This window comes from Trichormus variabilis 0441 (assembly GCF_009856605.1).
GTDB lineage: Bacteria > Cyanobacteriota > Cyanobacteriia > Cyanobacteriales > Nostocaceae > Trichormus > Trichormus variabilis.
Genome location: NZ_CP047242.1, coordinates 5316490 through 5338664, shown reverse-complemented (window position 1 = coordinate 5338664; position 22175 = coordinate 5316490). Strand labels below are relative to the sequence as shown.

Sequence of the window (22175 nt, the reverse complement as noted above, 5' to 3'; positions counted from 1 at the left end):
CCATTTTTACCAATCTAGCGCGAAAGCGACTTTTCTTTTGTAACCCTTACCAGATAGCCTTTTTGACTGATTGATTCTTTTTTTCTACCTTGTCTTTGCAATTTTCCCTTAAAATAGATTCTGATTCTATCTTTTTTCATAAAAGCGGTAATTTTCTGCCTAGCTACCACAACAGGCATATAAAATCTTTTCCTAAACTCATCATCAACATTTGCTAACTTGATTGCCAAATCCATAATTTTCCATGTATGAGGGCTTTCTTCTCGATCAAAAGGATTTTCGCATCCTTGGAGTTCCCTGTTTTGATGTTGTCTAAGAGCTAAATACTTTTTAACTCTCAGTTTCCCGCCTGAGTAAGTAGCAATAAAAACCATAAGGTCTCCCTCTTCTACCAATTCACGCAGCAAATGAGCAGGATGAGTAGCGAAAGAGTTGAGATTGGACATTTTTTCAAGCATTTGATAAACAGATTTCCATAAATCTACCTCTGGCATAATTATCGGCTTTAATATTTTATCTACATTCCATTTAGCAAATTTATTATCAATAATTTGTCGATAAAATTCTCCAACTACAAGCTGACGATACTTTATGATTAATCGTCCTGTATCTGTTTGAATCAAATCTTGGTTTTTTTCCTCAGATGTAAGTTCATTTAAAACACCACGAATAAAAATTTTAGAATGAAAATAAATTGATACAGGAGAAATACCATAAGGCATGGGTAAGAGTAACTTTTTTGTGTACATAACTTTCTTCGTTTTACTAATGTTTGTTAATTAAAACCAGTTATACAGATTAATCAATGGGACGTAAATTCAGCATTTTTAGATAATCTGCATAATGCTTTTCAATCATCTCAACGCTGGTATCACACCATTTGCCTATGACTGATTCGGAAACGCCTTTAAGAATCTGAATAGTGATGAAGGTATCTCTACAACTATAAGGTGTAGTGTTTGGTTTAATAGGGTCAACAATTCTATTCCAGGCATTATTACAAAAATTGTTGTAGTTGATTACTTTTCCCTTTGGACTAGGAAAAACCAAATCATCTAAATAAGGATTTTCAGGTTTTATAGATATCAGTAAATTTCTTAATCTTTCTGAACAAGGGAATTGCCGTTTTTTGTTGTTTTTAGATCCCTGTACTCTTGTAGGGATACCATTTCCCGATGTTGTCACTGACTCTTCAAAGCGAATATAACCACAGTCCTCTGCTATGTGCTTCCATTGAAGCCCAATTGCTTCTGATGGACGACAACCTGTCAGGAATAAAAATTCTACAAGTGAAGCATAATGACTATAACTGATGCCTGTATAGCCTCTACCGTTCCAATTTCCCCGATGATCTTTAAATGCTTTAATAATTTTTTCTCTTTCTTGTTCTGAAAAAGCATTGGGTTTAGGTTCCAATTGATAACGGTACTTTGGCATCTCGTTAGCCATTCCCACATAAGGGTTAGAGTCAATCAACTTATGTTTTACAGCCCAGTTGCAAGCTGCATTAAGTTGAATCAATGCCCGCTTGGTTTGCCCTACTGTAGTTATCCTCTCCAATTCTGCTTTCACTTTAAGAGCATCCAGCAATGGTATATCACCTAAACGTTGGAACAGTTTGGTGAAGCTATTGTGGTATCCCTTAGTTGTTTCCTTGAGGCTTGATGATTTGTAATTGATATAACCTTCCCAAAGTTCTGTTATTTTGGGTGTAACTTTGGGTGTAATGTCAGGTTCAACGGTACTCAGCACTGATTGAGGCTTGTACTTGTCCAGAGTTGGATCAAAATTTCCTGAAGCAATATCCAACTCAATCTGATTCTTTTTTGCTTCTGCTGCTTTACGGCTTATTTTTGTATCGGGTAAACCAAGAGATAAATAGTATCTTTTCCCTCCATAGCGAAATCGTAGTTGTAGCCGTCCATTGGAATCAATAATAGAGACATTTCCCTTGGGTACTTTCCCTTTGGGTGTTTTGGTGTACATATTACACTGTTTTTAGCTGATTATAGTACATCAGTTCGCTACACCCAATTTACACCCAATTTACCCTAAACAGACCCAATTTTTTGTTCATATATGGTACTTAAGTACTATTAAATTAAGTATCTTATAAACACAAAAAACCCTTGTAAGGCTTACCTCACAAGGGTTTTAAGATGAAAGCGGGCGGCGGGAATCGAACCCGCATTAATAGCTTGGAAGGCTATAGTTTTACCACTAAACTACGCCCGCAGTTATAAGACTTTGTTTCCTGAAGCCGTAAGCTAATACACAAGCTACTATTATAGCAACAGAAATGTTTTTTACTGCTTGGTGTTGCTTTATGTATGAACTTGAATAAGTATAGCAGAAAATCTACTAAGAGTGCAAACCACAATAATGAATACAGAGTTGCTCTGAAGTTCATACTAAAAACATATCTTTAATCCCGGTGTTACATAAATGTGGGATTATTTATGTAACGCCGTGAGCATAAGGAGTTTGAGGTTTCAATACCTCCAATTTCATCCCATGATTTAGCAATGTCCTTTTAACGGATATATCACTTAGCATTCTGGATTAAATTTCGACCTCTAGGGCTAAAGGCTAAAGCTCGTGAAAGGGAAACAAGTTCTGAAGTAAGACTCAAGTCTCTATGGTTTCAGTGCCAATGTACCCAGCTTGAAAATATCAATGTCTGTCAAGAGTAATATTTCGGTACTTTTGTGTTAAAATTTTACAAATTCTGGACGGTGTGTCGATAACAACAGCCGTGGTGTTTTGTCAAAAATAACTAAAAAGGCTGTTAAAAGAGGGAATATGCGTTTAATTGAAATATTAGAGGCTAAACCTAAATCATTTTCAACTTTATTAAGTATATTTACGGTTAGTCTCATAGGGTTAATTAACTACTGTATTTCTCCTGAAATTTCTGTATCAATCTTATATTTACTTCCCATTGGCATTGCTGCATGGTTTGTCAACAAACATACAGGATTTTTCGTAGCAGTAAGCAGTGATATTACTAATCTTGTTGTTAATCAAATTCAAGATCAATATCATTTGCATCCTTTAATTCATTTTTGGAATGCACTCGTAATTTTAAGTTTTTTTCTGTTTGTTAGTCATCTGCTTTCACAACTAAAAACTACATTAATCAACTTAGAGAAATTAGCACGTACAGATAATCTCACTGGGTTGACCAATAGAGGATTTTTTTTAGATATAGTCAATAGCGAGATTGAAAAATCTTTGAGGCACCGCGAACCTCTCACACTAGCTTATGTTGATGTTGATAATTTTAAACAAATTAACGATCAGTTTGGTCATGGTTTTGGCGATCGCCTGCTGCAAATAATAGCAAAAAGCACTACTAACACTCTACGTAAAATAGATGTAATTGCTAGACTTGGTGGTGATGAATTTGCTATTTTATTACCGCGTACAAGTTATGAATCAGCAGAAGTAGTACTTCACCGATTGCATACAGTTCTTCTAGCTTCAATGAAGAAGGAAAATTTATCGGTAACTTTTAGTATTGGTGCTATTACTTTTAATAATCCGCCAAAATCAGTAGCGGAAATTATCGAAATTGCTGATAATTTAATGTATTTGGCTAAAAAGAAAGGTAAAAATTTATTGCAGCATGAATTGTGTGATTGGAAAGTGGAGAGTGAAGATTGGAAAGTGGTGAATAGTAAGTTTTGAATTACTATAAATGACGAAAAAACCCCGGCTACGTAACCGAGGTGATTAGGAGAAGTCCAAATGTCAATTAAATGTATAAATATTGAGTTTTAATTTTGTTAACTTGAATATAAAAAAATATTTTGTTGTCCCATATAAAATATTGTAACGGATTTGTTACGAATTGGTCAACAACAATTGACATGAAAATTTTTATAAAATTCATAAGTTATTATTATGTTTTAGATGACCAAGCAGAAAATTTCATTAATGGTAGTGAATTAACTTCAGCAATAAGCTATTAAGCTTGGAAATTACATAGTCACTTGTAAGTTGGTTAACTGCTGTTAACTGTCAACAGCTAACACTAAAAGATGTGCAAGTTAAAGTCAGGACAGCTTACTCGACGTTTAAAAAAGTTATGAATTTATAGCAGGGGACACAAAAAACTAGAAGAGATTGATCAGTGCGCCATGCCTCAGGATCATTCCCATTTGTAAAAAATTAATTAGTCAGCCAGACAAGTGGCACAGCGATCGCATAAATATAGACTAAGCCAATGATGATGTTACGTATATACTGATACGTCTGCGATTTATGTCATCGCCCTCTGATCACCCGTTGAGAATTGAACTTAGGCTCCCGTCTTCCCACCCTGAACTACTGGAAGGGTTGGATATATGGTTGCGTTTGGGTCTAATATCAGACACTCAAGTTAAGCAAATATGTCGAGATTACCTTGTTTGTCGGATAGAGTTACAATCCCAGACTGTCCGGGAACCAGAAAGGGTAGTTGCAACTATTAGAACACCAGAAAAGCCTTTAGTTGCTCAGTTACCAGAAAAACCCAGAAAACAACCAAAAGAAGCGACACAACCCAACATCGCTACCAGAATGTTGCAGTCGCTAGGAGAGGAACTAAGTGTTCGTTGGTTATTATTTCTAGGTGTATTCTTAGTTGTAATTTCATCAGGGGTACTGGCGGCCAGCCAATGGGAGAGATTCCCGGCTTCTGGACAGTACGGGGTTTTATTGGCTTATACGTTGAGTTTTTGGGGCTTTAGCTTTTGGGCTGGTAGACAAAATAACCTGAGATTAACAGCGCAGACATTATTGATTGTCACCCTGTTATTAGTACCAGTTAACTTTTGGGCAATGGACAGTTTCCGGTTGTGGCGTAATCCTTTAGATTGGGTAACAGTAGCGATCGCCGCCCCAATATTAACGGTAGTAACAGTATTGCTGTGGAGAAATCGCACAGTTATCACCAATTTCCCCAGAGGAAAGTTACCGTTAGTCAATGTTTTAGGGTTGAGTTATCTGCATTGGGGATGGAAATTACCAGGATTTCCCATAATTGCAGTTTATGTGGCAATGATCACTACAACCATCATCACAATTTATCACAGTCGCCGCCAACCCATACCCTCAACAGATGAAGGTGAACCATCCCACAAACCAATCATCAATATATATGCTGCCGTTATTGTTTATGCTTTATTACTTCTGCTATCACGGGCAATTTTCGTTGCTGGGGTGGAGATTACCCAATTAGGTTTAGCCATTGGTATTTGTGGTTGGTTAACAACTTGGCTAGCACAGCAAGGAAGACAAAAACAAACATCCCCCGTATCTCCACTTCCTTGGGAAAAACTCGGCGGTATTCTTCTCTTGATTGGTTGGTTAGTAGCGGTAGTAGAACAGCCAGCACAAGCGATCGCTGTTAGTGGCTTGATTTTGTGGGTGGGAGGAGTGCGCCTATATAAATACAGCTGGCAAGGTGATTTGGCCTTGATATTTGTCGTCGGTTTGCAGGCGATTTGGTTAGGTTGGCGATTAGTTCCCTCTGGATTCCAGCAATTAGCGATCGCCGTTGGCACCCAACTTACTCAAGCACAAAATGAACCTTGGGCGTTAATCAGTATTGCTTTATTTCCTTATATAGTTTTCATGGTGGTGCTGACAGAAACCCTGCATCATTACCGCAAGCGTGAAGTTGCCCAGTTTGGCGAATTTTTAACACTGCTACTGGGTACTTGCTTAACAACGATCGCCACCGTTAATCCTACCTTGCGATCGCTCAACTTTTTGTTATCCACCACCACCTTAGCAGTCATCAGCAAACGCCGTTCTCCTGTACCTGTGCCTTTGGTATACCTGACTCATGTTGGTGGATTATTAACACTCTGTTCAATCATCGATAAACTCTTACCCGCCCTAGATTTACATATTTGGGCTAGCATCTTCCTCGTGCTGATGTTGGCAGAGTGGGTATATAGTTTGGGTAACGGAGTATGGCAACGTAGTGGCTGGTATATCGGTTTAGGACTAGCTGTTGTTAGTTTTTGGTTATTGTGGAACAATACACAGTCTATCTGGACGGGTGGAGTTGACAGCCAAGGCCATTGGAATGTGATTTGGTTAGTTACACCCATAGCCCTGACAGCTTTAGCCAGTCGCACAACAGACCATCATCGTACCACCAACAGTCTTTTAAGCATCCTCACGGTAGGGATGGCACAGCTATTAACCTTACCCTTACCTGGAACCAGATTGATTAGTTTGGCGGTGAGTACAGGGGTGATGTATGCCAATAGCCGCTACCTACCCAGTCCACAAGTTGCAGGCGTTACCATTGGTTTTGGTTTAAGCTTCATTGGGGCATTGCTATGGGAAGTTTTACCGCGCTTCACATTTGCAGGATGGTGTGTCGCGGGTGCGATCGCTACCTTAAGTTTATGGTTAGGACGCACAGTATTACTACGCCGTAACCAAGAATTAGCCAGTATCTATGCAGATGCAGCAGATAAATGGGCGATCGCCTTATGTGGATTAGAACTATTAAATCTCACCCGTCATTCCCTAGTTGTTTATCAAGGATTTGAAGCTCCTGGGATTTTATACTTAATTGCTACAGCAATCACCTTAGGGGCAATTACTTATCGTTATTGGCGACAACCCACAGACTGGGCATTTTATGGAATTGGTTGGTGTGTAGAGTTATTGATTGCTGAGGTTTTGGGATTTGGAGAACGTTCAATTATTCGGGTAGCCATTGCCAATATCGCCTTGGGTTTATTCACCCAATTGTTAGGCGAGTGGTGGCGAAGACGTTACCAATTAACCCAACTACCCAATAGTTTCCACATCTTGCCTGTATTTTATGGTTTATTTAGTGTACTGCTGCGGTTTAACACCTTTACCGATTGGTCTGGGTTATGTTCCTTGGGTGTAGCCTTAATTTTCATTGGTGTAGGGCGACGTAGCCAAGAGTTCAAACCCCTACGTTACTTAGGGATTATCGGTGTATCTGTCTCAGCTTATGAGATGTTGTTCTATCAAATGTCACAAGCCTCCGGCGGTGGTTTAGGTGACGGCTTAATTGCGATGGCTGCTTTGGGTACAACTATTATGTCTGCCTACCGCATCCTCAACCCTTGGCTAAGAAATTACCTACTTCTCAGCACCCAAGAACTGAAACTAATTGCTCATCTGCACTGGGCTTGGAGTAGTGCTTTACTCATGACAGCAATTACTCTACCCATCCAAGTTAATCGCCTTGTGGGATTGGGAACAGGAGTATTTTTAATTACCTACGCCATCCTACAAGGTAGAACAAAACCAGATGAACCCGTTTCTCGTGTTTTCGATCGCATCACCACCGCAGACTTATGGGTATACCTTGGCTTTGTATTAGTAGCTGGGATGAGAGTGTATTGGCGGGAAACTGCCGTAGGACAAATAATCACAGGGGTTTTAGTGCCTTGGAATGGTGCGATCGCCTGCGTATTTGCTTATTTCTTATATATCTTACCGTGGCAAAGTTGGGGATGGTCACAAAAACCTTGGCGACAAGCTGCCTATATTGTGCCACTGGTAATTTTAGGAGAAACTAGACTCTACGTTCACCCACTCACTCTACTCATAGCCGCAGGTTTTTACATCTTTTTAGCCAAGGTAGGCGAAAACATCCGTTTTACTTATATAAGTGTGGCATTGATAGATTGGGCGCTATTTTCCTGGTTGCATCAGTTACGCCTCACCGATAACTTATGGTACGTCACAGTTATTGGTTTATCACTGCTGTATATTGCCCAAGTTGATCCAGAACTGATCCAGCCAGAATCTAAACTAACTCGTCACAGCCTCCGAATATTAGGTAGTGGCGTAATATGTGGATGGGCAATCCTATTTCACCAAAATGCACCCCTCATCCCTGGGAGTTTCGCCTTAATTGCCATTTTTACTGGATTAGCTTTAAGAATCAGAGCCTTTCTCTATGTTGGTACAGCCACGTTTCTCATCACCAGTATTTACCAGCTAGTAATTTTGAGCTTACGTTACCCCTTCTTAAAATGGGTTGTCGGCTTACTTGTTGGTATTGCCCTAATTTCCATCGCCGCCAACTTTGAAACCCGCCGCGCTCAACTAAATTCCATACTTCGCAACACCACCAATCAATTTGACGAATGGGAGTGATCAATTCACAATTCACAACTTGCCAGCCAAAGATTAATTTTTGTACAGACGCGATTAATCCCGTCTCTTCTCACACTACTTACCATGATTAGTTCTTTGAGATGAGGGCGATCGCTCTCATCTCCTTTTTCTCTGCCGTATCCACCGTTAGCAATCAGGGTTACTGAATAAAAAGGACGAAAATCAGCAACGGGAATCCCTTTCCCAGCATATCGGATATCTGCGTCTGATGCTTCCATCCAGTGAAGATATCCCAAACAAAAAGAGTTAAGTGCAGCGATCGCATAGCTAAATAGGGCTTTGGGATCAGTATTATGGATATCGTTCAAGGTGTTGCTTGGTGAAAGCTTAATACCTACCCGATTTGCCCCCCAAACACTAGAGACAGCCTCCGTCACTTCCAAGAGAAACCGCACCCGATTTTCTATATGTCAATTCCAGGGGCAAGTATCTACTGAGTGATGCGATGCAAACTTCAACATGAACCCAAAAATAAGTATATTGTTATACGTATTTACTTAGTTGGATATATTGCTTTTATTTAATCTTCAGTAGAAACTATTAAAGATTGAGTAAATTAAATGATTTTTTAAGTAAAAATTGTTCAAAAATAGTACTATTCGGGTGGTAAAAAAACTTACGTACTTAATTTAGCCAAATATTTTTAGTAAAAAAATCATAAACTTATGGACACCGGACGCAATTCTTTGCCCGCAGGCTCCTTATGGATGAGTATTTTTCACAATCTGGCATCTCATTTAGCAGCTATGCGTCCCAAACAATGGACAAAAAATCTAGTGGTATTTGCTGCGCCGTTGTTTGCCTTCAGTATCAATCTACAGTCCTTGCTAGGCGGATTGTTTGCATTTATACTATTTTGTTCTGCGTCCAGTGGCTTTTATCTCATTAACGATATTGCCGATGTCGCCTCAGATCGTCAACATCCTGTCAAGTGTAAGCGGCCAATTGCGGCTGGGTTGGTGAGTATTCCAGTAGCAGTCGGGATGGCATTGTTGTTGCTGGGTGGAGCTTTGAGTATCAGCTGGTGGCGATCGCCACAGTTAGGTGCAGCAATCACAGGGTATGCAGTTTTACAAGTTGCTTATAACCTAAAACTCAAACGCCTAGTGATTTTAGATGTAATTGCGATCGCCACCGGATTTGTCTTGCGGGCTTTTGGTGGTGCGGCTGCAACAGACATTGTTTTATCAGCTTGGTTTTTACTTTGTACAGCAATGTTGGCGTTATTTTTGGGCATTGAAAAACGTAAAGCCGAATTGCGTTTGGCAGAAATTCAAGGTACAAAACTCCGTGCTGTACTCAAACGCTACTCCTTACCCCTCTTAGGACGGATGGAAAGCGTAGTGACTACAGGTACAGTCCTCGCTTATGCTCTTTGGAGTTCAGGGCCAGCTTTACGTGGCGCATCAACTCCTTGGATGCTAATAACCTTACCATTCGTACTGTATGGTATTTTCCGCTATCAACTTCTCAGCGACCCCCAAGAAATTGCCCATGAAGGCGAAGATCATCTAGAAAAAGGTGGACGCAGTGAAAGACCGGAAGAAGTCTTGTTAAAAGACAAAGGAATTCTTTTCACGGTAATTGGTTGGATCTGCACTTGTTTTGTAATTCTATGGTTAAAAAATCAGGGAATTATTCAATAATTGACCATGAGATGGGTGTTATTTGAATTCGGAGCAAAGCGACGTGACGCATATAAAAACTTGGTTGAGTAAACTGCATTACTCAACCTCCATAGAACAGCCTGATAAATTACCAAAACAAATCCTGACTTTAGCTGAAATTAAAATTGACTGGCTCAAAAATGTGGGGATTCGAGGCGTTATTCTTGACCTAGACAACACCATCATTTCAGAAGACGATCGCTACCTTTCTCCTTGGGCAGAAGATTGGATAGCCGAAGCTAAGTTAGCAGGCTTAAAGCTTTTTATTCTCTCAAATGGGAAACGTCGCTACCGCGTTAAATATTGGTCACATCGCCTTGATATTAACGCCATCAGTCCAGCCAATAAACCTTTTCCCTCAGCATTTCGCAAGGCCATAACTCAGATGCGCTTGCCATCAAAAAATGTCCTAGTAATTGGGGATAGTTTACATACAGATATTATGGGAGCAAAGCTTTCTGGATGCCCTTGTATTCAAGTTGCTAGTTTACCCCATCCACCGCGCTGGTGGGAAAAATTAGCAGGTAAATGGGTACAAATACCTTATCCAAAGGGGAAAGAATTATGGGAATTTGAAGGAGCGTTTGGGTATAAAATCTTTTTGTAAATAGCTGAGTAGAAATGAAAGTAATTTACCCTATTTAAATCAAACTATATAATAAATTTCCTAAATTAGTATTTATGAATAATCCAATTATCTTCGCTTTATTAATTCTCACTACAGTAGGTTTAAATACACTAGCACAAACCCTATTGAAATTAGGCGCAGGACAGAACCCGTTAAATTTATATTTAATAGGTGGGATTTGTTGCTACGGCTTAAGCACAATTTTTTATGTATTGGTTTTAGGGAAACTAAACTTATCCATAGCCTACCCATTAGTCATCGGATTAACTATTGTTCTGACTACAATAGCCGGGGCTGTAGTTTTGCGAGAAAAAGTTTTAGTTTCCCAATGGATAGGCATAGGTTTGCTGTTGAGTGGAATTAGTGCGATCGCTTTAGCTAAACCCTCTTAGTTTAATCCAAGCGATCGCTTTCACTGGCTCTAGGCGTACAAAGCCTTCACCCACTGCCATTCTAGGCTCAAACCCTCCCTCAAAGAAACCTGTGGTTCATATCCTAAAATTTTCCGTGCCTTAGATACATCAGCAGCCGTGTGACGTGCATCACCCATTGCCTTTTCTATGTGATTTCTCTTAATTGGCTGACCAACAATTTGTTCCATTGTGTCTAAGACCTCAGCCAAAACCACTCTACTACCACCACCAATATTAAAAATTTCTCCTACAGCAGTTGGTACACTAGCAGCCGCTAAATTGGCCGCTACAGCATCGCTCACAAATGTAAAGTCACGAGTTTGCTGTCCATCTCCGTAAACAGGAATCGCTTCATCCTGTAAAACCGATTTAAAAAACTTATGGAAAGCCATATCAGGGCGCTGTCTAGGGCCATATACAGTGAAATAACGTAAAGCCACAAACGGCACACCGAAATTTTTGTGATACAGTCCACACAAACGCTCGGCGGCTAACTTAGTAATTCCATAAGGAGAAACCGGTTGAGGAGGAATTCCTTCGTGAGTAGGTAAGGTTTCCGCATCCCCATACACACTAGAAGTAGATGCAAACACAAACCTAGTTAATTGTTGAGCATCCTTAGCTGCTTCCAACAAAACTTGTGTTGCATTAATATTGCGCTCAGTATAAGCACGGAAACCTTTACCCCAACTTGCCCTAACTCCCGCCTGCGCCGCCTGATGGTAGACCACAGTCACATCTTGGAGGAGAGACGGCCAATCTAGAAACTGAATATCTCCTTCAATGAAAGTGAAGTTAGGCGACGATTGTAAATAGGCGATATTTTTACGTTTTAACAAGGGATCGTAGTAATCATTCACTTCATCAATCCCGATTACTTCTTCACCTTGTTTTAGGAGGGTTTCTACCAGGTGCGAACCAATAAATCCTGCTGCTCCAGTAACTATAATTTTTGCCATGTTACCTACTTTATTCTTATTTTCTTAGTTTCTATAGGAATCCGATTTGATTATTGAACAAATCTAAGTATTTGTAGGGTGGGCAATGCCCACCGTATCATTATTTTGGTGGACATTGACCACCATACCTATATTTCAAAAATCAAGTACGAATCTTATATATTCACAGGTTAATAGTGACAATGATGTTACGTCATTATTTCCTAGTTATTTTTAAAACAATTATTCTAAATTTGACAATTGATTATGGGACTGGGGACTGGGGATTGGGGACTGGGGATTGGGGATTGGGGATTGGCTCACAAGTGTAGGTTTTTTAATAAGTAGTGAGTCATTACTCTCAGGCTAACGAGAAAATCATCATTTCATTAACCCTGACACCCCTATACTCCTAAACCCCTACACCCCTACAATTCCCCACCATAGGACTTGCATCAGGGTCAGAATTGGTGAAAAATTGATCCGCGAGAGTCATCAGTTACTCTCGCTTCGCCAGAGACGCAAGAGGGAATCAGTGAAAGTTTTAGTTGTCGGTAACGGGGGACGTGAACACGCTCTAGCGTGGAAACTGTTGCAATCGCCACAAATTGAGCAAGTCGCCTGTGTACCAGGAAATGGGGGTACGGCAACTTTGGCACGTTGCCAAAATGTAGCTTTAGCCGTGGATGATTTTGAGGGAATTAGCCAATATGCCTTGAATCAGGGTTTTTCTTTGGTGGTAGTCGGGCCGGAAGTACCATTGGCAAAAGGAATTACTGACTATCTACAAGAAAAAGGGTTGATGGTATTTGGGCCAAGCCGAGCCGGAGCGCAAATTGAAGCGAGTAAGGCTTGGGCAAAAGCGCTGATGCAGGAAGCGGGGATTCCTACTGCTAAGGCTGCGGTATTTACAGAGGCGGCAGCAGCCAAGTCATATATTCAGGCACAGGGAGCGCCTATCGTCGTCAAGGCGGATGGTTTAGCTGCCGGTAAGGGTGTCACCGTGGCAACGACAATTGAGCAGGCACAGAGCGCCATTGATGCCATATTTCAAGGGCAGTTTGGTAGTGCGGGTGAGTTTGTTGTCATTGAAGAATGTTTGACTGGGCAAGAAGTTTCTGTGTTGGCTTTGACGGATGGGCTGACAATTCGTCCCTTGTTACCCGCCCAAGACCATAAGCGAATTGGCGAAGGCGATACAGGCGAAAATACAGGCGGGATGGGAGCTTATGCACCAGCACCAATCGCCACACCAGAGTTAATGGCACGGGTGCAAACAGAAGTTTTAGAAAGAGCGATCGCCACCTTACAATCTAAAGGCATTGATTATCGTGGTGTACTCTACGCCGGGTTGATGATTACACCTAATGGCGATTTTAAGGTTTTAGAATTTAACTGCCGCTTTGGCGACCCAGAAACACAAGTTATCCTCCCCTTATTAGCCACTCCCCTAGAAGAACTGATTCTAGCTTGTGTACAGCAGCGTTTAGGGGAACTACCACCCATTGCTTGGCAGGGGGGAGCATCCGCCACCGTCGTAGCAGCTTCCGGCGGCTATCCTGGGGATTATGAAAAAGGCCAAGTCATTACAGGCATTCCCCAAGCAGAAGCCACAGGCGCAACTGTATTTCATGCAGGTACAAAGTTGAACGCGCAACAACAGATAGTTACAGATGGCGGTAGAGTCCTAAATGTTACAGGAATCGGAGAAAATTTCCAACAAGCCCTCGCGCAAGCGTACACTGGAATTAAAGCCATAGACTTTTCGGGCATATATTACCGGAGAGATATTGGTTATAGAGTCAATAGTTGATAGTCCAAAGTCCATTGTTAACTGTTGAGTAATAACAACTAACAACTAACAACTGACAACTGACTAATGACTAATGTCCAAAATAACTGTTAATTTTTAAGTTGTTGGGGTTCATAACCAAAGCTACTAACAACTTTATTAGAGATGCTGGCGCTGTTAAAAACAATTCGAGAAGCGATCGCCAATTGGTGGTCAGAGTTCACACTCCAGACTAAACTGTTAGCCGCAGCCACTTTGGTGGTTTCCCTGGTGATGAGCGGTCTCACCTTTTGGGCGGTAAACACAATTCAGCAAGATGCCCAAGTGAATGACACCCGTTTTGGGCGGGATTTGGGTCTACTTCTGGCTGCTAATGTTGCACCCCTGGTTGCAGACCATAATCTAACTGAAGTTGCCCAATTTTCCCAACGCTTCTACAGCAGCACTTCTAGTGTGCGTTATATGCTCTACGCTGATGAAACGGGGAAAATCTTTTTTGGCATTCCCTTTTGGGAACCAGAGGTAGAAAACTCCCTCTCAATTGAGCGCCGCATACAATTACCAGAAGAGTACCCTGGTGAGGGCGAAAAGCCAATGGTACGGCAACACATGAGTCCAGATGGAACTGTGACTGATGTGTTCATTCCCCTAATTGCCGATAAAAAATACTTGGGTGTGTTGGCTATTGGCATCAACCCCAACCAAACAGCCGTTATCTCCACCAATTTTACCCGCGATGTCACCATTGCGGTTTTTATTACGATTTGGGTCATGGTGATTTTGGCAGGGGTGGTTAATGCCTTGACTATCACCAAGCCGATTAAAGAATTATTGGTAGGGGTAAAACAAATCGCGGCTGGTAATTTTAAGCAGCGTATTGATTTGCCCTTGGGAGGCGAACTAGGAGAGTTAATTCTCAATTTTAATGAAATGGCAGAGCGCCTAGAGCGCTATGAAGAGCAGAATATTGAGGAACTAACAGCCGAGAAAGCCAAGCTAGAAACCTTAGTTTCCACAATTGCCGACGGTGCTGTGTTGATTGACAACAATATGCAGGTGATTTTAGTCAACCCCACAGCCAGACACATTTTCGGCTGGGAAGGCGCTGATGATGTGGTGGGTAGTAATGTATTGCATCACTTACCCCCAACGGTACAAATGGAAATCACCAGACCACTATACGAAATGGCAGCCGGTGAATGTGATAGTGCTGAATTTCGCCTGACTCTCAACCAACCCAGTAACCGCACAATTCGCATTCTTTTGACTACAGTCCTCAATCTGCAACGGGAAAGTATCAAAGGTATTGCCATTACGGTGCAGGATATTACCCGTGAGGTGGAACTAAACGAAGCCAAAAGCCAATTTATCAGCAACGTTTCCCACGAACTGCGAACGCCTTTATTTAATATCAAATCTTTTATTGAAACCCTCCACGACTACGGCGAAGACTTGAGCATAGAAGAACGCCAGGAGTTTCTGCAAACAGTTAATCATGAAACTGATCGCCTGACTCGTCTTGTTAATGATGTTTTAGATTTATCTAAGTTGGAATCTGGTCGTAGCTACAGTTTCGATGGTGTGGATTTAGCCCAGGCCATTGAACAAACACTACGTACCTATCAACTCAACGCTAAAGATAAAGGTATCGAACTCATCCAGGATGTTGCCCCTGGCTTGCCACTAGTCTTAGGGAATTACGATTTACTATTACAAGTCTTAGCTAATTTGGTCGGCAATGCCCTCAAATTCACTCCCTCCGGTGGTAAAATCGCCATCCGTACCTACGTATTACACACTAAACCCAATTCCCCCAATCAGCCTACCCAAGTGCGGATAGAAGTTTCTGATACCGGTATCGGTATTGCCCCAGAAGACCAACAAGCGATTTTTGACCGTTTCTTCCGGGTAGAAAACAGAGTTCACACTTTAGAAGGTACAGGTTTAGGGTTGTCGATTGTGCGAAATATTGTGGAACGACACCGCAGTAAAGTAAACCTAGTCAGTGAAGTAGGGGTAGGTACTACTTTTTGGTTTGACTTAATTTTGTTTGAAGACGAAGCACCGAAAAAGATGGCGGAGTCTGGTGAGGAGAAGGCAGCATTGCCAGCTAATTAGGAAGCTAATCAAGGCAACATCGGAAATAGGATAGAAGAAAACTCAGCACTTTGCTATAAAATCCTTCTGGGGAAAATTCTATGCAAAGGTGGGGATTTAGATGGACTGCATTCACTTAACGGAGATTCGCTGCTATGGCTACACCGGCTACTTGCCAGAGGAACAGGTGTTAGGACAGTGGTTTGAGGTGGATGTCAAGTTATGGTTAGATTTATCCGCAGCTGCTAAGAGTGATGAGATAGCCGATACTCTTGATTATCGCAGCGTCATTAGCTTAATCAAAGACTTGGTGAAAACCTCTAAGTTTGCTTTGATAGAGCGTTTAGCTGGTGCGATCGCTGATTCTATCATCCAGCAATGCCATCAAGTCGCACAAGTCCAAGTTAAACTCACCAAACCCGCCGCACCCATTCCCGATTTTGGCGGCAAAATTAGCATTGATTTGACGAAAACTAGGACTACATGAAAGGAGACAGGGAAAAACTAATGACAACTGACCCTTACGGTTCGGCAGTTGCTTTAAGTCGGGGAACCCGACGACAGTCGCTTCAAGTCGGCAAAGCCGCCCACAGCGCTGTCTCCCCAACGCACTGCTTCACAACTGACAATTGTACAGACGCGATTAATCGCGTCTCTGACAACTGACAACTGACCATTGACCAATCAGATAATCTAAACTCAAGGTGAGACCGATTATTTGCAGATGCTTTTATGTCCTCTAGTTTAGATTCTTTACCACCTGCACTTGCTAAACTTGTCCAACGCTTTCAACGTGCTACCGACCCGAAGCGCCGTTATGAACAATTGATTTGGTATGCTCAAAAGCTGCCAGAGTTCCCAGAAACTGGTAAAGTCCCGGAAAATAAAGTTCCTGGTTGTGTTTCACAAGTTTACGTGACCGCACACTTAAATGATGGTCATGTTGCGTATGAGGGAGACTCTGACTCTCAATTAACTAAAGGATTACTTGCGTTTCTCATTGAAGGGCTAAATGGACTGACTCCCACAGAAATTGTCCAACTAACTCCAGATTTCATCCAAGCCACTGGTTTAAACGTCAGCTTGACACCTTCCCGCGCCAACGGATTTTACAACATATTTAAAACCATGCAAAAAAAGGCGCTGGAATGTAAGTTAGAACCATAGGGCTGATGATGGAAAAATTATGTCTACCAATGTGTTATCCACCTCTGATCCTACTGGGTTTGGTGGAGTAGTTCATGAATTTCTCTGGCAGTGGGAAGGTCAACCATTACGGGTGGTGTATGAAACCCTTGGTCAAGGTTCACCACTTTTACTATTACCAGCTTTTAGCAGTGTATCTACCCGTTTGGAAATGGGTGAAATGGCTAGGTTACTAGCTCCCCGTTTCCAAGTAGTCGCAGTAGACTGGCCAGGATTTGGCGAATCTTCTCGCCCCAGTTTAGATTACAGACCAGAAATTTATCAGCGATTTTTAGAAGATTTTGTTCAGGCTGTTTTTTCTACCCCAATTACTGTGTTAGCGGCTGGTCATGCGGCTAGTTATGTGTTGTTGCTAGCACAAAAACAGCCAGATGCTTTCTCCAAGATTGTTTTAGTAGCACCCACATGGCGCGGCCCCTTGCCAACGATGGGGGCAAGTCCACAAGTAGCTGGTATAGTGAGAGGATTAGTGCGATCGCCCATTGTTGGACAAATCCTCTACAAGCTCAACACTACACCCTCATTCTTAAATTTCATGTACCGCCGTCATGTTTTCACAGACGCGGATAGACTCACACCCGCTTTTATCGATAAAAAGTGGCAAACAACTCAAAAACCAGGAGCCAGATTTGCTTCTGCGGCTTTTGTCACAGGCAATATTGACGCTGTACACAATCAATCTGATTTCCTCGGACTAGTGCAGTCCCTATCTGTACCCCTGATGGTAGTTATCGGTGCATCAAGTCCACCCAAATCACGAGAAGAAATGGACGCTGTAGCTGCAATCCCCGGTATGCAAAGCGCAGTGGTTCCCGGTTCCTTAGGACTGCATGAGGAATACCCAGCAGCTATTTTCGCCGCCATTGAGGGTTTTTTATTTTAGGGGTGTAGGGGTTTAGGGGTGTAAGGGTGTAAGGGTGTAGGGGTTTAGGGGTTTAGGGGTGGACAGGAAATAATTACATTCGATTGATCAATTATGGCTGTCGCCAGTAGTGTTAGGACATCAATAGATGATACAACCTAGACAAAACAAGACTTTTAACCCAGTCTCCAGTCCCCAGTCCCTAGTCCCTACACCCCTACTATTAGTTCAAGCTTTTGACTGTCCGCTTCTTCAATCGAGACCAAGAAAGCGCCAATAGTCCCAATACACCTAAGCTCATAGTTGTTGAAGGTTCGGGTACTTGTTCAACGCTGAAATCAAAACTAAATGTACCAGACTCCAGCAAAGAAGTACTACCATTTGTACTGACATCCACAAGTTTGAATGTTGCCGAGTATTTCCCTAGTGCTGCTGCTGCATCAGTCCAGAACTTTGGTCTGAATGTGAAATTATCACCAGTACCGATGGTATAAATATCACCGACGGAATTGAAAAGGTTTACACCTGTTTCGTCAGCAACATTTAATCCACTACTAATTGAAAGCAACTGTAGACCAATCGTTGCACCTCCTAAAGATGATTGCCAACGACCGCCAGAACTATTAAATAAATACTGGTCATCTGCATCTGTAGCTGAGGCTAAAGTTTCTACAGCTTCAATTTTGATATTGCTATATTCTGCTCCTGTCGCAGTACTCACCAAACGACCAGCAAACGCTCCTTTACCAGGTAATAATTGCAGAGGTAGTTGTCCTGTATTGGTTTCAGGGATTCTGTTATTTGTATTTGTTGGGTTAATACTTGGACTACCTACAGGCCCTAAATAGCTATAAGCTCCAATACCGTGAAAGTGATTGGTAGTAAAATCTTCTTCCCGATGTGCGTATAAAAATGTTAAGCGATTGTAATTAGGGTTGTCTAATCCCGCATATGTGCCACTAGCCAGAACTCTTAAACCATCTAACCCAATATAAAACTCAGTTTCATCAGCATGGGTGTGATTACCATGAGCTTGTGCTGGTGCAATATTGCTGGATAGCGCTAGCGGTGCAGCAAGTAAAAAGCTTGCTAAGACTGAAGTAGATGCTTGCCCCAGTTGAATGCTGTATAAAGCCATATTGCTTATTTCTGACAGTGTACTTACTGCTGATAATGATTATCATGATCAATAAGAGGCTGTCAATGAAGAATTTATTAAGAAGCAAGTATTCAGTGTAAATACTGAATTAATGGTTTAGTAGGGTGCGTCAGTATGAATGATTCATGAGTATAGCTAGGTTATATTGCACTGACGCACCCTACTAATAGTCCAGCAAACACCTTGTTAGTCATAGATACCAGACTTTTTTAAAAAGTTGGGTATCTGAACACCCGCAGGTTAAGCAAAGGCTTTAACTTACAGGCTGGTCACTTTAATTTTGATTTGAGAAAGCAATCAAGCATATCGCTTTCTTATTTGGCTTAAATGCTTTCTGTTTTCGGTGTTTTCCGCAAGCAATTAAGCATATTGTTTTCTTATTTGCTGTAAATGCTTTCTCATTTTGGTAAATCGCGTATTCATTTTGGTGTTTTCCGCAAGCAATTAGAGATATTGCTTTCTCATTTGCTGTAAATGCTTTCTGTTTTCGGCAATCACGCATTTATGACAAATATAATCTTTGTAACAAAAGCAATTACATATTTACTAAGATTCTCTGAAGATAATATTTCTGCTGTATTTAACAATGTGATGAAAAAGTACTGTTGCTATTTAATTTCACCTTTTGGGGTAGTGCAATCAAAAATTAAATAATTTTACGCATAATTTGTTAAGCATTTTATACATAAAATTTCACATTAAATTATGTATAATACAGAAATTATTGGCAATTTCGTTCAAAACTATAACTTGGGTAAAATTTCCGGTAACAGATGACCAGGAACTTTAGACAAAGCCAAATTTTGCCCTTGAAAACCTAATTCATTGTGAAAAGCCCGAATGGTTTTGACTACATAAGCAAAAGTTGCTTGATAAGCCTCTGGTTGCTTACTTAAACCATTTAAAGCTTGTAAATGATTATCTAAAGCTGCTTCCAGATGATGCGATCGCCTGCCTTTATCTCCACTAAAATAATTATCAGTGACTAACTGATAATGGGCGAGTCCCAAGTTATTGTGGGTAGCAAATAAATCAAAGCTTAAAGATACACTACTCAAGGAATGGGCGAGAGCGATCGCCTCTTCATAAGCATTAATACATAAAGTCAATAACTTCTGCCTAATATCTTTAGTAGTTTGCGGTAAATTGGCCAAATGCCAATAAGCCGTACCTAAATTATTGTGAGTTGCGGCACAAGCATTAGGAACCATTGCCGCCGTGCGATATTTTAAAGCTTCTCTGTAGACATCAATGGCTAACTGGAGATTTTCCCCTGGTTGTTCGTACTGCGCCAAATTCCAGTAGGCAGTACCGACATTATTTTGAATCATCCCATATTTGAGGGGTTCGTCTTGGGGGTTGTAGTGAGCTAGTGATTGTTTGTAAGAGGCGATCGCTTTTTTCAAATGCACCACCGGCTGATTATACTGAGCTAAATGCCAATAAGCCGTACCTAAATTATTCTGACAAGCAGCATACTTTAAAGGATCTAATTCCACAGTCCGGTGGCGTAAAGCTTCGTCGTAAGATACAACCGCCTGTTGCCAATTCTCCGCCGGATTAGCAAACCGCGCCAAATCTCCATAGGCTGTCCCCAAATTATTATGCACTCGTGCATAAGTATCAGGGTGTGTTTCTGGAGAAATTATTTTTAACGCTAACTCATAAAATTCGATTCCCTGCTCAATATAAGTTTGCCCCTCCTCTAAATTGGGTGGTGTGCGATAAAGCATCCAATAGAGAGTACCCAAGTCATTTAAGATATCGGGCAGTTGTGGGGAATTTTCGTCATAGCTAATAGACTCTTGATAAGCAATAATTGCTACCATCAAGTCTTCTAAAGTTGACTGTCCCCGCTCAATTCGCAGACGATACAAATTTCCTAGCTGATGATAAGCCGCCGCCAGTATCTCCCCACTAACTGATTGTGAGTGTAATTCCTCAATCTCCAACAGCAGTTCCTGTGGTTGCCAGTCATCCTCTGCTTCTGATGATATTTTTGTATTAATTGTTGCCAGCACTAACTCCGTTAATTCTTGGCTGACATGAGACAAAGACGAAAGCGATGAACTATTAGCAGCATTAGACCTAACTGTAAGTTCCTGCGGCTTTTGCTGAGTTGGGGGTAATTCCGAAATTAACGGAGGGGTTTCTTCTTTTGGTTGTGGATGATTCCCCGGTAGTTCTGAAGGTAAGTCTACTTCATCCCCAAAGTTAAACTCTGTGGTAGATGGGCTTCTCACCTCACCTTCCATACTTAATTCGTCTAGTACAGACTGTTCAAGATTACCTAATTTCACGCTTCTAGAATTGGAAAAACGTTCTGGATGACCTGAATTTTGAGTTGTTGGAGTAGGTTCGCCGGCAAATACAAATACACCAGTCCGCCAACGCCAAAACTGCGGCGCTGATTGCTGAATAGCTGATAACCAAGGACGCGACACCCATAACAATACACTAGATTCCAGAAATCGGCTGGATTCTTGAGCAGCAAAAAACTGTTCACTCAAGCGCAGATAATGTAGAAATAAACGCTGACTGGCTACTGTTTGTTTGGTGAGTTGTTCCACACCCACAAGCTGAAATGTGGGTATAGGTAAAGGTTTTCCAGGGTTATCTTTTGATGCACCTACAATTGGCGGCGGATAATTAGCCAACCACTGATTAATTTGAGCAATAGGATTGGGTTCATTTAAATTCAACCGCAAAGTAACTAGTCTCGGATAAGCCGATGTACTCGCTTCCTGTCCATCTGATGGCTGATATAGTACCTGGCCGACAGGATAGGCCAAAGTAGAATGTAACCGCGCAGCTACTTGATTTCTTAGGTGTAAATCGTCACATACTGCTAAGAAAAGTTGTCGTCGCAAACCAAGACTAAGGGCAAGTTTGAGACGGTGATAGACTTGCCTATTCCAAGCAGAATTATCGGAGTGTCCAGTATCATTCACGCTCATGGTGGCTTAAGAGCCAAGTGCTATTGGGGATTGGGGATTGGGGATTAGGGAAATCTTTATCCTATTGATTCATCTTTCTCTGTTTCTACTAACAGTCAATAATCTGACTGCGTAAGTCCTAACTATAATCAGGAGGTTGATACACTGCTCAGGATAAATTCAGGATTGTTATACTTATTAAAATTTGCGTACAATTACATAGAAGTATTTTGACCATACAAAATAAAAACAGGTTCTCAAAAAATTTAGAACCTGAAGTAATAATAAATAAATTTGTTAAATGTTTT

17 protein-coding genes and 1 tRNA gene are annotated in these 22175 nt (G+C 41.3%); 11 read left to right on the top strand and 7 right to left on the bottom strand.

The features are described from left to right. Positions 1-14: 14 nt before the first annotated feature. The 3 genes from GSQ19_RS22015 to GSQ19_RS22005 all read right to left on the bottom strand — a co-directional run bounded on the left by GSQ19_RS22015 (position 15) and on the right by GSQ19_RS22005 (position 2235). Positions 15-749 carry a hypothetical protein gene (locus GSQ19_RS22015; RefSeq protein WP_011319968.1) on the bottom strand — a complete coding sequence of 245 codons (735 nt, stop codon included), beginning with the start codon at positions 747-749 and terminating at the stop codon, positions 15-17. Positions 750-798: 49 nt separating this feature from the next. Next, positions 799-1986, bottom strand: coding sequence for a site-specific integrase (locus tag GSQ19_RS22010; protein ID WP_011319967.1), 1188 nt, complete (start codon positions 1984-1986; stop codon positions 799-801). A 178-nt stretch (positions 1987-2164) separates the two neighbouring features. After that, a tRNA-Gly gene (locus GSQ19_RS22005) sits at positions 2165-2235 on the bottom strand. Positions 2236-2802: 567 nt separating this feature from the next. Between GSQ19_RS22005 and GSQ19_RS22000 the strand changes: the two genes are divergently transcribed. Together GSQ19_RS22000 and GSQ19_RS21995 are read left to right on the top strand one after the other, a co-directional pair. Beyond that, positions 2803-3690, top strand: a complete 888-nt coding sequence (locus tag GSQ19_RS22000) for a GGDEF domain-containing protein (protein ID WP_011319966.1) — start codon at positions 2803-2805, stop codon at positions 3688-3690. 576 nt (positions 3691-4266) lie between these two features. After that, complete coding sequence (locus tag GSQ19_RS21995; protein WP_011319965.1) at positions 4267-8148, top strand: DUF2157 domain-containing protein; 3882 nt, start codon at positions 4267-4269, stop codon at positions 8146-8148. A gap of 5 nt (positions 8149-8153) precedes the next feature. Here the strand turns inward: GSQ19_RS21995 and GSQ19_RS21990 are convergent, their stop codons facing one another. Then, a complete protein-coding gene (locus tag GSQ19_RS21990; protein ID WP_011319964.1) occupies positions 8154-8564 on the bottom strand; it encodes a beta/alpha barrel domain-containing protein in 411 nt (136 codons plus the stop codon). A gap of 270 nt (positions 8565-8834) precedes the next feature. On the opposite strand from GSQ19_RS21990, the gene GSQ19_RS21985 reads away from it, so the two are divergent. The 3 genes from GSQ19_RS21985 (at position 8835) to GSQ19_RS21975 (ending at position 10856) form a co-directional block, all read left to right on the top strand. After that, positions 8835-9815: a decaprenyl-phosphate phosphoribosyltransferase gene (locus GSQ19_RS21985; RefSeq protein WP_011319963.1), complete on the top strand. Its 981-nt coding sequence runs from the start codon at positions 8835-8837 to the stop codon at positions 9813-9815. A 43-nt stretch (positions 9816-9858) separates the two neighbouring features. Then, on the top strand, positions 9859-10443 hold the full coding sequence (locus GSQ19_RS21980; protein ID WP_011319962.1) for a YqeG family HAD IIIA-type phosphatase: 585 nt from the start codon (positions 9859-9861) through the stop codon (positions 10441-10443). A gap of 74 nt (positions 10444-10517) precedes the next feature. Then, complete coding sequence (locus GSQ19_RS21975; protein ID WP_011319961.1) at positions 10518-10856, top strand: DMT family transporter; 339 nt, start codon at positions 10518-10520, stop codon at positions 10854-10856. A gap of 29 nt (positions 10857-10885) precedes the next feature. On the opposite strand, the gene GSQ19_RS21970 is transcribed toward GSQ19_RS21975, so the two are convergent. Further along, the gene (locus GSQ19_RS21970) at positions 10886-11836 is read right to left on the bottom strand and encodes an NAD-dependent epimerase/dehydratase family protein (protein ID WP_011319960.1); all 951 of its coding nucleotides are present in this window, start codon (positions 11834-11836) and stop codon (positions 10886-10888) included. Positions 11837-12350: 514 nt separating this feature from the next. Between GSQ19_RS21970 and purD the strand changes: the two genes are divergently transcribed. The 6 genes from purD to GSQ19_RS21940 all read left to right on the top strand — a co-directional run bounded on the left by purD (position 12351) and on the right by GSQ19_RS21940 (position 17793). Continuing rightward, positions 12351-13628, top strand: coding sequence for a phosphoribosylamine--glycine ligase (purD, locus tag GSQ19_RS21965; protein WP_011319959.1), 1278 nt, complete (start codon positions 12351-12353; stop codon positions 13626-13628). A gap of 144 nt (positions 13629-13772) precedes the next feature. Continuing rightward, complete coding sequence (gene nblS, locus GSQ19_RS21960) at positions 13773-15725, top strand: two-component system sensor histidine kinase NblS (RefSeq protein WP_011319958.1); 1953 nt, start codon at positions 13773-13775, stop codon at positions 15723-15725. A gap of 100 nt (positions 15726-15825) precedes the next feature. Then, positions 15826-16191, top strand: coding sequence for a dihydroneopterin aldolase (folB, locus tag GSQ19_RS21955; RefSeq protein ID WP_011319957.1), 366 nt, complete (start codon positions 15826-15828; stop codon positions 16189-16191). Between the two features lie 20 nt (positions 16192-16211). Continuing rightward, positions 16212-16370 (top strand): hypothetical protein, encoded by a 159-nt coding sequence (locus tag GSQ19_RS21950; RefSeq protein ID WP_153228504.1) that lies wholly within the window; start codon positions 16212-16214, stop codon positions 16368-16370. 66 nt (positions 16371-16436) lie between these two features. Beyond that, positions 16437-16871, top strand: coding sequence for a SufE family protein (locus tag GSQ19_RS21945; protein ID WP_011319956.1), 435 nt, complete (start codon positions 16437-16439; stop codon positions 16869-16871). Positions 16872-16890: 19 nt separating this feature from the next. Continuing rightward, positions 16891-17793, top strand: a complete 903-nt coding sequence (locus tag GSQ19_RS21940) for an alpha/beta fold hydrolase (RefSeq protein WP_011319955.1) — start codon at positions 16891-16893, stop codon at positions 17791-17793. Positions 17794-17995: 202 nt separating this feature from the next. Here the strand turns inward: GSQ19_RS21940 and GSQ19_RS21935 are convergent, their stop codons facing one another. After that, a complete protein-coding gene (locus GSQ19_RS21935; RefSeq protein WP_011319954.1) occupies positions 17996-18910 on the bottom strand; it encodes an all3515 family Zur-repressed PEP-CTERM protein in 915 nt (304 codons plus the stop codon). A gap of 764 nt (positions 18911-19674) precedes the next feature. Beyond that, positions 19675-21888 (bottom strand): tetratricopeptide repeat protein, encoded by a 2214-nt coding sequence (locus GSQ19_RS21930; RefSeq protein WP_011319953.1) that lies wholly within the window; start codon positions 21886-21888, stop codon positions 19675-19677. Positions 21889-22175 lie beyond the last annotated feature (287 nt).

Bases quoted from the DNA above. Each gene is read 5' to 3' on its own strand.
- GSQ19_RS22015 (WP_011319968.1), bottom strand. From the start codon at position 749: ATGTACACAAAAAAGTTACTCTTACCCATGCCTTATGGTATTTCTCCT.
- GSQ19_RS22010 (WP_011319967.1), bottom strand. From the start codon at position 1,986: ATGTACACCAAAACACCCAAAGGGAAAGTACCCAAGGGAAATGTCTCT.
- GSQ19_RS22000 (WP_011319966.1), top strand. From the start codon at position 2,803: ATGCGTTTAATTGAAATATTAGAGGCTAAACCTAAATCATTTTCAACT.
- GSQ19_RS21995 (WP_011319965.1), top strand. From the start codon at position 4,267: ATGTCATCGCCCTCTGATCACCCGTTGAGAATTGAACTTAGGCTCCCG.
- GSQ19_RS21985 (WP_011319963.1), top strand. From the start codon at position 8,835: ATGGACACCGGACGCAATTCTTTGCCCGCAGGCTCCTTATGGATGAGT.
- GSQ19_RS21975 (WP_011319961.1), top strand. From the start codon at position 10,518: ATGAATAATCCAATTATCTTCGCTTTATTAATTCTCACTACAGTAGGT.
- GSQ19_RS21970 (WP_011319960.1), bottom strand. From the start codon at position 11,836: ATGGCAAAAATTATAGTTACTGGAGCAGCAGGATTTATTGGTTCGCAC.
- nblS (WP_011319958.1), top strand. From the start codon at position 13,773: ATGCTGGCGCTGTTAAAAACAATTCGAGAAGCGATCGCCAATTGGTGG.
- folB (WP_011319957.1), top strand. From the start codon at position 15,826: ATGGACTGCATTCACTTAACGGAGATTCGCTGCTATGGCTACACCGGC.
- GSQ19_RS21950 (WP_153228504.1), top strand. From the start codon at position 16,212: ATGACAACTGACCCTTACGGTTCGGCAGTTGCTTTAAGTCGGGGAACC.
- GSQ19_RS21945 (WP_011319956.1), top strand. From the start codon at position 16,437: ATGTCCTCTAGTTTAGATTCTTTACCACCTGCACTTGCTAAACTTGTC.
- GSQ19_RS21940 (WP_011319955.1), top strand. From the start codon at position 16,891: ATGTCTACCAATGTGTTATCCACCTCTGATCCTACTGGGTTTGGTGGA.
- GSQ19_RS21935 (WP_011319954.1), bottom strand. From the start codon at position 18,910: ATGGCTTTATACAGCATTCAACTGGGGCAAGCATCTACTTCAGTCTTA.
- GSQ19_RS21930 (WP_011319953.1), bottom strand. From the start codon at position 21,888: ATGAGCGTGAATGATACTGGACACTCCGATAATTCTGCTTGGAATAGG.